Origin of the sequence: Streptomyces sp. NPDC048436 (genome assembly GCF_043200355.1) — a bacterium.
In the GTDB taxonomy this organism is placed as follows: Bacteria; Actinomycetota; Actinomycetes; order Streptomycetales; family Streptomycetaceae; genus Streptomyces.
On sequence record NZ_JBICXP010000001.1, the window covers coordinates 1,246,991 to 1,259,693 of the forward strand.

The window sequence follows — 12,703 nt, forward strand, 5'->3', positions numbered from 1 at the left end:
CCATGTCTAAGGGGACGGTGGCCTGCCATTGATGCGTCCGAGCGGGTCGAGGGGGACCTGACCGGGCGGAAGGACCAACGAACACGCGGGCGACCGCGTGCGGGGGGATGACTCATGACGTCGACGCCGACGGGCGCCCGGCCGAACGACCCGTCAGAGACGACCCAGCTGAGGGTGCCGACGAACCGGACAGGCGGGTTCAGGCGTATCAAGAAGGCGCTGCCGAGATACGACTACGAGCACTACAGCCGTCTCGCGGGGCCGCTCACGCAGCCCGATCCGACCAAGCCGTACAAGGTGCAGTACCGCTCCCTGCTCTCGCAGGAGCCGCACCGGATCCGGGCCGCCCTCATGCTGGGCGCCGCGCCGCTGCTCTCCCTGGTGCTGCTCGGCTGGCTGCTCCAGCCGGAGCACTGGACGAAGCGCGACTACGTGGCGAACGACTGGCTGCCGGCGCTCGACATCGTCATGCTCGTCTCGATCGGCCTGATCGAGTTCTTCCGCTGTATGAACGTGCTCTCGAACGCGCACGCCACGCTCGTCGCCCGTGACCCAATACCCGTGGTGCCCGAGACCGGCACCAGAGTCGCCTTCCTCACCTCCTTCGTGCCCGGCAAGGAGCCGCTGGAGATGGTGACGAAAACGCTGGAGGCGGCGGTCCGCATCCGCCACCGCGGCCTGATGCACGTCTGGCTCCTCGACGAGGGCGACGACCCCGCCGTCAAGGAGGTCTGCCTGCGGCTCGGCGTGCACCACTTCTCCCGCAAGGGCGTCGCGAAGTGGAACATGAGCAAGGGCCCGCACCGCGCCAAGACCAAGCACGGCAACTACAACGCCTGGCTCGACGCTCACGGCGGCGACTACGACTTCTTCGCGTCGGTCGACACCGACCACGTCCCGATGCCGAACTACCTGGAGCGGATGCTCGGCTTCTTCCGTGACGAGAACGTCGGCTTCGTCATCGGCCCGCAGGTATACGGAAACTACGACAACTTCATCACCAAGGCCGCCGAGTCCCAGCAGTTCCTCTTCCACGCCCTGATCCAGCGCGCGGGCAACGCCTACGGCTCCCCCATGTTCGTCGGCACGAGCAACGCCGTACGCATCAGCGCCCTGAAGCAGATCGGCGGTCTGTACGACTCGATCACCGAGGACATGGCCACGGGCTTCGAGATCCACCGCGCCACGAACCCCAGGACCGGCAAGAAGTGGAAGTCGGTCTACACCCCGGACGTGCTCGCGGTCGGTGAGGGCCCCAACGCCTGGACGGACTTCTTCACGCAGCAGCTGCGGTGGTCGCGCGGAACGTACGAGACCATCCTCAAGCAGTTCTGGAAGGCGCCGTTCTCGCTGCCGCCCGGGCGGCTCTTCAACTACACGATGATGGTCATCTTCTACCCGATGTCCGCCATGAACTGGATCCTGGCCGCGCTCTCCTGCGCGCTGTTCCTGGGCCTCGGCGCATCCGGCGTGAACATCGACCCGACGATCTGGCTGATGCTCTACGGCAACGCGTCGGCGCTGCAGATCGGCCTCTACATCTGGAACCGCCGCCACAACGTCTCGCCGCACGAGCCCGAGGGCTCCGGCGGCATCGCGGGCATGGTGATGTCCGCGCTGTCCGCTCCGGTGTACGCGCGCTCCCTACTCGACGCCGTGCTGCGCCGCAAGAGCAAGTTCGTGGTGACTCCCAAGGGCGATTCGGCGAGCCCGGACACACTGTTCGGCACGTTCCGGATCCACCTGTTCTTCATCCTGGTCTTCAGCGGTTCGATGGCCGCCGCGTTCGTCTTCGACCACGTCCACCCGGCGATGATCACCTGGGCCACGTTCGCCCTCCTGATCACAGCCGCGCCGATCTTCGCCTGGCGGTGGGGCATGCGGCAGGACAAGAAGAAGCGCGGGTCCCGGCACGGATCCGGACCTTCGGAGCCGCCGCCCGGCGGCGGAGACCCGATGGTGCCGCAGCAGCGTGACGCCACGGCCCAGCTGCCGCAGGCGCACGACGCCCCGCAGGCACCACACGCGCCGCAGCAGAAGCCCAGCTGGGCGGCGAACGACCAGACCATGCAGATCGCCCTTGGGGGACGTAAGAAATGAAAGACCGCTCCAGCCGCCGCCGCGCCCGCCGCATAGCGATAGGCGCGGCGGTGGTCATAGCGCTGGCCGGCATGAACGGCCCGTGGCTCTGGCGCGTGGGTTCGGAGAAGTACCACGACTACAAGATCAACAAGCCGGAGTACAAGGCGGACAACGGCCACTGGGAGGTCGTGAACTTCCCCGAGGAGTACCGCCAGAACACCATCCACGCGGCCCTCCTGCACACCGGCAAGATCCTCCTGGTCGCGGGCTCCGGCAACAACCAGAAGAACTTCGACGCCAAGAAGTTCGACACGCGCCTGTGGGACCCGGTCAAGAACACGATCAAGAAGATCAAGACGCCCGTCGACCTCTTCTGCACCGGCCACACCCAGCTCGCCAACGGCAATCTGCTGATAGCCGGCGGCACCCAGCGCTACGAGAAGCTCAAGGGCGACATCACCAAGGCCGGCGGCCTGATGGTGGTGCACAACGAAGACCCGGACAAGCCGATCACGCTGCCCAAGGGCACGAAGTTCACCGGCAAGAAGAACGGCAAGACGTTCGTCTCCAAGGACCCGGTCGTCATCGAGCGCGCGAAGAAGGTCTTCGACAAGCAGACCGGCGCGTTCGTGCGCAACGAACCGGGCCTCGGCCGGGTGTACGTCGAGGCGCAGAAGAGCGGCACGAAGTACGAGACGGGTACGCAGGACAACTACCGCGTGCAGGGCCTGAGCGGCGCCGCCACCCGCAACACGTACGGCATCGCGCAGAAGCTCGCCCTGGACAAGAAGGACTTCCAGGGGATCAAGGACGCCTTCGAGTTCGACCCGGTCGCCGAGAAGTACATCAAGGTCGACCCGATGAACGAGGCCCGCTGGTACCCCACGCTGACCACGCTCTCGGACGGCAAGGTGCTCAGCCTCTCCGGCCTCGACGAGATCGGCCAGCTGGTCCCGGGCAAGAACGAGGTGTACGACCCGAAGACCAAGAAGTGGACCTACACCAAGCAGGTCCGCCAGTTCCCGACCTACCCGGCGGTCTTCCAGCTGGAGAACGGCAGGCTCTTCTACTCGGGTTCGAACGCGGGCTACGGCCCCGACGACGTCGGCCGCAAGCCCGGCACCTGGGACCTGGAGAAGAAGGGCAGCTGGAAGGGGATCCCCGGGCTGAGCGACCCGAATCTCCTGGAGACCTCCAACACGGTGGAACTGCCGCCCGCGCAGGACCAGAAGTACATGGTGGTCGGCGGCGGCGGTGTCGGCGAGTCCGACAAGTCCAGCAAGAAGACCCGCATCGTCGACCTCAAGGACGACAGCCCGAAGTTCGTGGACGGCCCCGAGATGGAGAAGGGCACCCGCTACCCGCAGGCCTCGACGCTGCCCGACGACTCGGTGCTCATATCCGGCGGCTCGGAGGACTACCGCGGCCGGGGTGACTCGAACATCAAGCAGGCGCGGATCTACGACGCCAAGACCGGCAACATGAAGCGGGTCGCGGACCCCGAGGTCGGCCGCAACTACCACTCGGGCTCGATCCTGCTGCCCGACGGCCGCGTGATGTTCTTCGGCTCGGACTCGCTCTACGCCGACGAGGCCAACACCAAGCCCGGCGAGTTCGAGCAGCGCATCGAGATCTACACGCCGCCGTACCTCTACCACGGCTCGCAGCCGACGCTGGGCGACGGTCCGAAGGAGATCAAGCGGGGCGGGTCCGGGACGTTCAAGTCGAAGCATGCCTCGTCCATCAAGACGGCCCGCCTCATCCGGCCGAGCGCGTCGACGCACGTGACCGACATCGACCAGACGTCGGTGGCCCTCGACCTTAAGAAGGCCAAGGACGGGGTCACGGTGACGATTCCTCAGGAGCGGAGCCTGGTCGAGTCCGGCTGGTACATGCTCTTCGTGACGGACGACCAGGGCACCCCGAGCAAGGCTCAGTGGGTTCACGTGCCGTAGGACGGGCCCCGTAAGGGGCGCGGGGAACTGCGCGAGCAACCACAGAAAAGCCGCAGTCGCGTCTGCCGAGTACTGAGCAGACGCGACTGCGGCTTTTCGCGCGCTGAGCGCGCAGTTCCCCGCGCCCCTTACGGGGCGCTACTACTTGGCGGCTGCCTTCGCGAGGCTCAACGCGTACTCGGGCCACCAGGCCCCCGCCTTGGGCCCACCCCGGCACGTGCCGTCCGACTCGCCGGGCCGCTTGACCCAGAGGTAGGCGTCGACGAGCGGATCGTCGGTCTTGGTGGTGGGCGTCTCGCCCAGCGCGCGGCCCGGCGGGTTGCACCAGGCGTCCTTGCCCTTCGTGTACGGGCCGTTGCCGTTGCGCGCGGTGTCGATGACGAACGGCTTGTTGCCGATCTTCGCCGACAGCTTCTTGCCGAACTCCGTACTGGCCTCGGTCGTCTGGAAGTTGGAGACGTTGACCGAGAAGCCGTCGGCCTGCTCGACGCCCGACCACTTCAGGGGCTCCCAGAGCGAATCAGGGTTCTTCCAGCCCGCGTTGCCCGCGTCCAGATACACCTTGGTGTTCTTCAGGGACTTGAGCTTCCCGATGGCGCCCTTGAGGAGGTCGTAGCGCTCCTCGTGGAACTCCTCGGGCGTGCAGTTGTCGACCATGTGGAGCACCGCGTCGGGCTCCAGGATGACCGTGGCGCGGCGGTCGCCGATGCCCTTGGCCACCTGGTCGACGAACTCGCGGTAGGCGTTGCCGTCCGCAGCGCCGCCGCCGGAGTACTGACCGCAGTCGCGGTGCGGGATGTTGTAGAGGACCAACAGGGCGTCCCTGTCGGCCTTGTCGGCGGCCTCGGTGAAGCCGCGCGCCTGGTCCTCCGCGTTCTCCGGGATGATCCATTCCGGGACCGGCTGTTCGGCGATCTTGCGGATCAGTTCGGCGTCGTCCTTCTTGCCGTCCTTCTCGTACGAGGTGACCTGCTTGGCCGCGTTGCCCTCCGGGTTGACCCAGTAGGGGTCGGAGCCCTTCGGCTGCTGCTTGATCGGCTTCCCCGACGCTTCCTCCGAGCCCCCGTCATCGGAGGAGCACCCCGACAGCAGCAGCGCAGCCCCCGCAAACGCCGCCGCAGCCTTCACCCCCCTGGCCGCGATCCGATGACCGCGGCCGGTGCCTTTGTGGTACATCCACTCCCCCTTGGGCGCACTGTCCGATTCTCAATCCTGACATACGCACTCCCTGCCCACGAGGGCCGCCCGTCCGCTGCGAAGACCTGTAGGAGACCTGTTACAGCGCGGCGGCTGCGGGTAGACGCAGGGCGCGGGGTAAGGCCACCAGGGGAGAGATCATGCAGGATCGCACCTCCGAATTAAGGCTGGCCGAAGTCCTCGTGGAGGCCTCGGACACGCTTTCCGAAGATTTCGACCCCGAGCGCTACCTCAGGCGCGTCGCGGGCCACTGCGTGGAACTCCTGGAGGCCACGGCGGCGGGGGTGATGGTCAACGGCCACAGCAAGCTCTCCCCCGCGGCGAGCGGCCATCCCCGGCATCTGGCACTCGACCTGCTTGAGATCCAGCGGGAGGGCGGCCCCTGTGTGGAGAGCCTCGGTACGGGGCGGCCCGTGCCGCCCGTCCGGATCACCGCCGCCGAAACCGCCGCACGCTGGCCGGAGTTCACGGCGCGGGCCCGCGAGCACGGCATCGGCGCGACCTACGCGGTGCCGCTGCGGCAGCGCGATTCCATGCTGGGCGCGCTCAACGTCTTCGTACCCGAGGCGGCCCTGAACAGCCTGCCGGAGGGAGACTTGCGGATGGCGCAGACGATCGCCGACGCCACCGCGGTGGGGCTGCACAACCACCGCACCCTCAGGGAGTCCCGGACCCTGGCCACGCAGCTCCAGGGAGCTCTGACCAGCCGTATCCGCATCGAACAGGCCAAGGGCATGCTCGCCGAACGCTGGCACACCGACCTGGACGAGGCGTTCGACGTCCTACGGCGGTACGCGCGCAAGGAACGGCTGGTCATGGAGCTGGTCGCCACCGAAGTGGTCGAGGGCTCACTCGACGACGCGGCGCTGCGCGGCAGTTGGTCCGGGCCTGAGTAGCGGCCTCGCCGAGGACCGGCGCCACCTGCGGTGATCACGCAGAGGGAGCAGGTCACGACTTGGCGTCAATCGCCCTCTAGGCTCAGGCGCTCATCCGTTCTACAGTCGTCTCAACGGCCCAAGCCCCCGGCCTGATCGTCCATTTCGTATGCCGGAATGGCCCTGTGAACCTCCCGCGCCGGCGCCGGGTTACTCCCGCAGCCCGTGCGCGCGCGGTCGAGGACCAGCCCGGTCGACGGCTCCGGGGGGAGCGGGCCGCCGACCGGGCCGGGTTGCCCGCACCCCTGAGTGACACACGCCCTGTTGACAGTGTCCATCGCCAACTGGGACTCTCCGGGACGACAAGTCCATACATCGAGGCGACGGTTGACAGGAACCCGGTGCGATTCCGGGGCGGTCCCGCCACTGTGACCGCGTGCCGCAAGGCGCGCGGAAGTCAGGAACTGAGCTGTCGTCCTCCTGCGATGGGGCGTGGAAACCCCAGAAGGAGGCCCATCGGTATGTCAGTCCTCTCCGGGCACACCGCAGCACACACCGACAGCGTGGCGGCCCAGGCCGCCGCGACCCAGACCCGCGACTGGCTCATCGCGTCGGCCGCGGCCATTCTCGCGTTGATCGCGCTCTACGCGGTCTTCATCGACAACGGTTCGCTCATCTCGGCGACCGGCAGCTATCTGCACGAGTTCGCTCACGACGGCAGGCACCTCTTCGGTGCCCCGTGCCACTGACCGGGGACGGACCGAGCACCATGCCTTCCCCCTCGTCCTCACCTGTACTGCCCCTGCTCGGCCGGGGACTCGCGGCGGGAGGAGCGGCGGGCCTCGCGGCCGGTCTCTTCTCCCTGCTGCTCGCCGAGCCGCTGATGGACCGGGCGATCCGCGTCGAGGAGAAGCGTTCGGCCGCCGAGGAGCACGCGCACGGCGCCGCTCAGTCCGTGCAGCACCACGAGGAGCTCTTCACGCGCTCGACCCAGCACGCGGGCCTGGTCGTCGCCGCGGTCGTCGCGGGTCTGGCCCTCGGCATCCTCTTCGCCGTGGCGTACGCCCTGGTGCACCGCCGCGACCCGCGCTCGGCTCCGTGGCCGCGCGCCCTGACCTTCGCGGGAGCGGCCTTCCTCGCCGTCTCTCTGCTGCCCGGTCTGCGCTACCCGGCGAACCCGCCGGGCGTCGGCGACTCGGGCACGGTCGGCGACCGCCAGGCGATGTGGCTGGCGTCCGTCGCGATCGGCGTCCTCGGCATGTTCCTGGTCTGGCAGGTGTACGTACGCCTGGCACCCAGACCTCTGCCGGTGCGGCAGATCGCGGCGGCCCTCACGACGGTCGCCGTCCTCGCCGTGCTCTTCCTGCTGCCGGACAACCCGGACCCGGTGCCCGTCGACGCGACGCTCCTGTGGGACTTCCGCGTCCTGTCGGTCGCCTCGCAGGTCCTGCTCTGGGCCGTGTTCGCCGCGGTCTTCGGGGGCCTTGGCCTGCGGGCCGTCCGGGAAGGGGCCGCCGCCGGGGGCAGGGCCGTGGGCGCGAGCGCGGCGGGAGTGCCCTCGCGCCTCGGCGCCGCCCCTACGGCTCCACCCCAGTGAGGTAGGCGGACACCACCACGTTCGCCGAGTACGTCCGGGTCTCCCGGTCGAAGGTGCCGCCACAGGTGATCAGGCGGAGTTCGGCGCGGCCCTCCTCGTGGGGGCCGTACGCCTTCTGGGCGTCGAAGCGGTCGCGGCTGAGCACCTGGACGTCGTCCACGGTGAACACCGCGACCGAGCCGTCGTCCCGGGTGACGCGGACCTTCTCGCCGGGGCGCACCGCGCTGAGGTCGTAGAAGACCGCGGGGCGCGTCTCGGTGTCGACGTGGCCCACGAACAGCGACGTACCCGCCGCACCGGGGCGCGTCCCGCCGCCGTACCAGCCGACGGTGCCCGCCTGCGTGTAGGGCGGCGGATCGATGGCGCCGTCCCCGTCGAGGCCGCGGGCGACCACGGGCGCCCGCACCTTCACCGAGGGAACATCGACACGCTGCGGCTTCGCGGCGCTCAACGGCTTGTGCGCGTCCGGGAGTTCGACGGCGAACGGACGGCCCACCGCCGCGACGTCACCGGTCGTGGGCGCCGAGACACCACCGCCCACGTCAGTGATCTCGCTGCCCCACAGCCAGAGCCCGACGAGCACCAGCGCCCAGGCGATCCCGGTGAGGAATCGCCCGTGCCCTGTCTCCTTCTCCTGGCCCGGCTTCTGCTGGCCCGACATGTCGGTCGCCGCCCGTCACTCGGAGCGGCGCCGGCGGACGCTGCGCAGGGCGACGGCCACGGCCGCCACCCCGGCGAGCACCAGGCCGATCACCGCGTGCCGGGTGCCGGGCCCCGCCTCCTGGGTCTGCGTCGCCAGCCGCGCGGTGCCGCCGCCGCCCGCGTGGACCGGGGATACGGGGGCGGAGTGCTGCTGGACGACCTGCAAGGAGCCGACGCCCTGGTGGGGGTGGCCGTCACAGATGACGGTGATGTCGTACGTCCCCGCGATGTCGTTCTTGACCATGGCGGAGCCGTTCAGCGTGTACTTTTCGCCGTCCCGGCCGGTGAGCTTCGCTTCACCGTTGAACGCCCCGGACCCCGCGGACCCGGTCGTCCCGTCACAGCCTGAGACGCTCACCTCCACCTGGGCCCCGGGCGCGGCACTGGACGGGGTGACCGTGGCGTGCACTTTGCCCTGGTCATGGGCGTGGGCGGGCGTCGCCGCGGTGACGGGCAGCGCGGCCAGTACGGCGACCGCGGCTATCCCACGCAGGGTGAGTGGTTCTCTACGCATCGTGAACCTCCTCATACGAGGTTCACGCGCGCAGGGGTCCTTCGCATCTTGGTACGGGGTGAACGGGTGGGCGAGCGGGCCGAAAACGGGGCCTTTGCCCAGGTCAGACGGTCAGACCCGGTCGACGAGATCGGCGATGGAGTCCACGATGTTGGACGGCCGGAAGGGGTGCTGGTCGATGTCGGCACGAGTCGTGAGCCCCGTGAGCACCAGGAAGGTCTCCATCCCCGCTTCAAGACCGGCGAGGACATCCGTGTCCATGCGGTCACCGATCATCGCGCTCGTCTCGGAGTGCGCGCCGATGGCGTTCAGGCCGGTCCGCATCATCAGTGGATTCGGCTTCCCCGCGAAGTAGGGGTTCCGGCCTGTCGCCTTGGTGATCAGGGCCGCGACGGAGCCGGTTGCGGGCAGCGGCCCCTCGTTGGAGGGCCCGGTCTCGTCCGGGTTGGTGCAGATGAAGCGGGCCCCGCCGTTGATCAGACGTACGGCCTTGGTCATGGCCTCGAAGGAGTACGTGCGGGTCTCGCCGAGCACGACGTAATCCGGGTCGTGGTCCGTCAGGACGTACCCGATGTCGTGCAGGGCCGTGGTGAGCCCCGCCTCACCGATGACGTACGCGGTGCCGCCGGGCCGCTGGTCGTCCAGGAACTTCGCGGTGGCGAGCGCCGAGGTCCAGATGTTCTCGACCGGCACCTGGAGGCCCATGCGGTTGAGGCGGGCCTGGAGGTCACGCGCGGTGTAGATGGAGTTGTTCGTCAGGACCAGGAAGGGCTTGCCGGACTCCCTGAGCTTCTTGATGAACGCGTCGGCGCCGGGGATCGGGACACCCTCGTGAATGAGCACGCCGTCCATGTCGGTGAGCCACGATTCGATGGGCTTGCGCTCTGCCATGCGGTGCACTCCTGCGGTCAGCGGTCTGCAAGTCAACTGAAGGGGCGCCGGGACGACTGTGTGCCGACGCCCCACAGCCTAATCAGGATGCGGTGATCTTGACCCGGCCGGTGTACGCCCGCTGTCACCGTGGGCGGCGCGGAGTTCGCCCTTGTCGACCTTGTACGCGGCGTCGGTGCGGTCTTCCCATGTCTTCGGGGCTGGGGATCCTGCCCGCCGCCAGGGGCTCAGCGTCCTCGGCCGGCGCGCAGCCGCCGGGTGGCCACGACGAGGCCCCACCCTCCGGCGAAGAGAGCGGCGGCGACGGCTCCGGCTCCGAGCAGGGCGCGGGGGCCGGTCGCGGCGAGTTCATCGGCGTACGAGAAGCCGCCGGCGTCGGTGCGTTCGTGCCGCCCGCTGTCGCCGCGGCCGTATCCGTGCCCGCCCGGGTCGCTGCCGCCGTCCCGGCCCGCGTCCCGCGCGCCTCCGTCGTCGCGCTCGTCCCCGCTTGCGTCCCCGCTTCCGTCTTCGCTTCCTTCGACGTCGATGCCGAACGGGTAGTCGTCGGACTCGCCCACCCAGTCGCCGTCGTCGTCACGGCGCTGGACGACGGCGGCGGAGATGACGGCGTGCTCGGACCGGGCCGCGGAGGTGAAGGAGAGGCGGACCTTGGCGGTGAGGGTGTGCCCCGCCTTGACCCTGAACCCGGGGAACCCGTCGTCGAAGACACCGACGTTCTCGTCCCGGTCGGTCCGCTCGAAGCCCACCGGACGCCACCGTTCGCCGTCGTGGAAGTCCAGCTGAATCTGCCGGGGCAGCAGCTCGCGCTCCCGGTCGACGATGACGACTACGGGGTGGATGTCACCGCAGGTGCCACGGGTGGTGTTGGTCAACTTGAGGGACCATGTGCGGTAGCCGCCGCCGGCTTCGTAGGCGGCGGGCCCGCCCTTGATCCGGGTCCGGATGGGGAAACCGCCGCTGTCGGGGGCGGCGCAGGTGGGCTGCTGGGCCACGGGTTCGGCGGAGGCTTCAGCGGGGCTTGCGGCCTGTGCGCGCGTGAGTTGCGTGAGCTGCCGGGGTGGGGCGGCGGCCATAACGGCTACGTCCGTCGCGTCTGTCGCATCCGCCGCGCCCGTCGCGTCCGCCGTGTCCGCCGCGTCCGCCGTGTCTGTCGCGTCTGTCGCGCCGCAGGAGGCCGAGCCCAACGGCTCCCCCACCGCACACATCTGAGGGCCCATCGCAAACGCTGGACCCACTCCGCTCACGGTGGACGCGAGGGCGGCGGCGACGGCGGTGACGCCGGAGGCGAGAGAGCGGCGGAGTCGCATAAGGGGCCTTTGCTGAGCGCGGAGGGGCGGGAGCGGGGAGCGGGGGCCGTACGGAGCGGAGGCGGGGCGGGGGCGGGGCGGGGCAGCGGTATGCCACTTGCCGTGGGCGGCGACCATGCCACGCCCGCCCATGCCTACCGGCCCCGCCACGGCCCGGTACCGCCGACTGGACCGCGCAAGTCCGCCCTATCAGCCGACTTTCCGTTAATTGCGATTGCCGGAGGGGCGAGCGCGTAGGTGCCGACCGCGGAACACTCGACCGCCCCCGACTCCCGCCCCCGCTGCCGCCCTCGCTGCCGGACACCACCACCGACTCCTGCCACCAGGAGCTCCACCGCCTCCAGCTACCGCTACCCGGACACCCACCCACCCGGAAACGCCACATCCACATCCGCCCGGCCGAAGAGCGGGGCAAGGACCAGTTGGGCCGCGCCCTCCGCGACCCCCCTCTCGCCCCCGGAGGCGATGGTGACCGGGACCTCCCTGCCTCCGCCGCCCCGCCGCGCGCGTTCTGCGACCACGGTGCCCACTCCCCGTACAAAACGCTCCTGGTCCGCCAGGACCACCCGGCCGCCGAGCAGTACGAGATCGATGTCCAGCAGGCTGACCAGGTTCCCCGCCCCCGCCCCCAGCACCCGCGCCGCCTCGTCGAGATCGCCCCGGGCCACCGCCGCCAGGCACAGCGCCTCGATGCAGCCGCGGTCGCCGCAACCGCACACCGGGCCGTCCAGCCGGATCACCTGGTGGCCGAACTCGCCCGCCCCCGTCCGCGCCCCGCGGTACAAGCCTCCCCCCAGGACAAGACCCGCCCCGAGCCCCGTACCGAGGTGCAGATACGCGAAGGAGTCCGCCACCCCGCCCAGCGCGAGGCCGAGCGCTGCCGCGTTCGTGTCCTTGTCCACGACGACCGGCAGCCCGAGGCGCCCGGCGAACGCGTCCCGCAGCGGGAAGCCGTCCCACGCGGGGTAACCGGTCACGCGATGCAGGACCCCGGCGGCGTGATCGAGCGGCCCGGGCAGCGCGACCCCGACCCCGAGCAGCCCGGGAGCAGCGGCCCCGTCACCTCCGCCGTCACCGCCGAGCGAGTCGCCCAGCTCCCGCACCACCCCCACCGCCACATCCACCACCGCTTCCGCCCCGGCACCGAAGTCCAGCGCCGTCCGGCGTTCCACCACCACCCGCCCCGTCAGGTCGGCCAGCACCGCCGTCAGCTCGTCGCGGTCCAGGTGCAGGCCGACCGCGTGACCGGCCTCCGGAACCAGCCGCAGCAGCGTCCGCGGCTTGCCTCCCGTGGACGCCCCGCGGCCCGCCTCCGCCGCGAGGCCCTCCGTACGCAGCCGTGCGGTGATCTTGCTGACGGCCTGCGGGGTGAGCCCCGTGCGTTCGGCGAGTTCGAGGCGGCTGATGCCCGCCTCGCCCGCCGTGCGCAGCAGGTCGAGCACCAGGGCCGCGTTGTGCCCGCGCAGCGCGAGGAGGTTCGCTCCCCCGCCGACCCTGCTGCCTGCCGCCGCCACCCTGCCATTGGTCCTGTTCACACCCCCATTGTCGCCCGCGCTTGCGCTTTGGCAACACCGTTGCTTAAG

General features: G+C 69.9%; 11 protein-coding genes and 1 riboswitch. Of the genes, 5 read left to right on the forward strand and 6 right to left on the reverse strand.

Annotated elements, in window-relative coordinates; translation table 11 throughout:
* The first annotated feature begins 114 nt into the window (after positions 1 to 114).
* Positions 115 to 2,100, forward strand: a complete 1,986-nt coding sequence (locus tag ACGFX9_RS05650) for a glycosyltransferase family 2 protein (protein ID WP_393464986.1) — start codon at positions 115 to 117, stop codon at positions 2,098 to 2,100.
* Positions 2,097 to 4,037, forward strand: coding sequence for a galactose oxidase-like domain-containing protein (locus ACGFX9_RS05655; protein WP_393464989.1), 1,941 nt, complete (start codon positions 2,097 to 2,099; stop codon positions 4,035 to 4,037). The genes ACGFX9_RS05650 and ACGFX9_RS05655 overlap by 4 nt, the downstream gene beginning before the upstream one ends.
* 141 nt (positions 4,038 to 4,178) lie before the next feature.
* Here the strand turns inward: ACGFX9_RS05655 and ACGFX9_RS05660 are convergent, their stop codons facing one another.
* Positions 4,179 to 5,213: a glycoside hydrolase family 6 protein gene (locus tag ACGFX9_RS05660; protein ID WP_393464992.1), complete on the reverse strand. Its 1,035-nt coding sequence runs from the start codon at positions 5,211 to 5,213 to the stop codon at positions 4,179 to 4,181.
* Positions 5,214 to 5,374: 161 nt separating this feature from the next.
* On the opposite strand from ACGFX9_RS05660, the gene ACGFX9_RS05665 reads away from it, so the two are divergent.
* The 3 genes from ACGFX9_RS05665 (at position 5,375) to ACGFX9_RS05675 (ending at position 7,706) form a co-directional block, all read left to right on the forward strand.
* Positions 5,375 to 6,130: an ANTAR domain-containing protein gene (locus tag ACGFX9_RS05665; protein WP_393464995.1), complete on the forward strand. Its 756-nt coding sequence runs from the start codon at positions 5,375 to 5,377 to the stop codon at positions 6,128 to 6,130.
* Between the two features lie 346 nt (positions 6,131 to 6,476).
* Positions 6,477 to 6,598: riboswitch (cobalamin riboswitch) on the forward strand.
* A 32-nt stretch (positions 6,599 to 6,630) separates the two neighbouring features.
* Positions 6,631 to 6,858, forward strand: a complete 228-nt coding sequence (locus ACGFX9_RS05670; RefSeq protein WP_393464997.1) for a CbtB-domain containing protein — start codon at positions 6,631 to 6,633, stop codon at positions 6,856 to 6,858.
* A gap of 20 nt (positions 6,859 to 6,878) precedes the next feature.
* Positions 6,879 to 7,706 carry a CbtA family protein gene (locus ACGFX9_RS05675; protein WP_393465000.1) on the forward strand — a complete coding sequence of 276 codons (828 nt, stop codon included), beginning with the start codon at positions 6,879 to 6,881 and terminating at the stop codon, positions 7,704 to 7,706.
* Here ACGFX9_RS05675 and ACGFX9_RS05680 read toward each other — a convergent pair.
* The 5 genes from ACGFX9_RS05680 to ACGFX9_RS05700 all read right to left on the reverse strand — a co-directional run bounded on the left by ACGFX9_RS05680 (position 7,687) and on the right by ACGFX9_RS05700 (position 12,655).
* Positions 7,687 to 8,367, reverse strand: coding sequence for a class F sortase (locus tag ACGFX9_RS05680; protein ID WP_393465003.1), 681 nt, complete (start codon positions 8,365 to 8,367; stop codon positions 7,687 to 7,689). The genes ACGFX9_RS05675 and ACGFX9_RS05680 overlap by 20 nt on opposite strands.
* A 15-nt stretch (positions 8,368 to 8,382) precedes the next feature.
* Positions 8,383 to 8,922 carry a hypothetical protein gene (locus tag ACGFX9_RS05685; protein WP_393465005.1) on the reverse strand — a complete coding sequence of 180 codons (540 nt, stop codon included), beginning with the start codon at positions 8,920 to 8,922 and terminating at the stop codon, positions 8,383 to 8,385.
* A 111-nt stretch (positions 8,923 to 9,033) separates the two neighbouring features.
* Positions 9,034 to 9,813 carry an HAD-IIA family hydrolase gene (locus tag ACGFX9_RS05690; RefSeq protein ID WP_393465008.1) on the reverse strand — a complete coding sequence of 260 codons (780 nt, stop codon included), beginning with the start codon at positions 9,811 to 9,813 and terminating at the stop codon, positions 9,034 to 9,036.
* Between the two features lie 227 nt (positions 9,814 to 10,040).
* Entirely contained in the window at positions 10,041 to 11,009 is a 969-nt protein-coding gene (locus ACGFX9_RS05695; RefSeq protein ID WP_393465011.1) for a hypothetical protein, read from the reverse strand.
* Positions 11,010 to 11,470: 461 nt separating this feature from the next.
* Entirely contained in the window at positions 11,471 to 12,655 is a 1,185-nt protein-coding gene (locus ACGFX9_RS05700; protein ID WP_393465013.1) for an ROK family protein, read from the reverse strand.
* Positions 12,656 to 12,703 lie beyond the last annotated feature (48 nt).

What these genes read in the sequence shown, in the direction of transcription:
- ACGFX9_RS05670 (WP_393464997.1), top strand. Translation starts at nt 6,631, where the DNA reads ATGTCAGTCCTCTCCGGGCACACCGCAGCACACACCGACAGCGTGGCG.
- ACGFX9_RS05665 (WP_393464995.1), top strand. Translation starts at nt 5,375, where the DNA reads ATGCAGGATCGCACCTCCGAATTAAGGCTGGCCGAAGTCCTCGTGGAG.
- ACGFX9_RS05685 (WP_393465005.1), bottom strand. Translation starts at nt 8,922, where the DNA reads ATGCGTAGAGAACCACTCACCCTGCGTGGGATAGCCGCGGTCGCCGTA.
- ACGFX9_RS05675 (WP_393465000.1), top strand. Translation starts at nt 6,879, where the DNA reads ATGCCTTCCCCCTCGTCCTCACCTGTACTGCCCCTGCTCGGCCGGGGA.
- ACGFX9_RS05680 (WP_393465003.1), bottom strand. Translation starts at nt 8,367, where the DNA reads ATGTCGGGCCAGCAGAAGCCGGGCCAGGAGAAGGAGACAGGGCACGGG.
- ACGFX9_RS05655 (WP_393464989.1), top strand. Translation starts at nt 2,097, where the DNA reads ATGAAAGACCGCTCCAGCCGCCGCCGCGCCCGCCGCATAGCGATAGGC.
- ACGFX9_RS05690 (WP_393465008.1), bottom strand. Translation starts at nt 9,813, where the DNA reads ATGGCAGAGCGCAAGCCCATCGAATCGTGGCTCACCGACATGGACGGC.
- ACGFX9_RS05650 (WP_393464986.1), top strand. Translation starts at nt 115, where the DNA reads ATGACGTCGACGCCGACGGGCGCCCGGCCGAACGACCCGTCAGAGACG.
- ACGFX9_RS05660 (WP_393464992.1), bottom strand. Translation starts at nt 5,213, where the DNA reads ATGTACCACAAAGGCACCGGCCGCGGTCATCGGATCGCGGCCAGGGGG.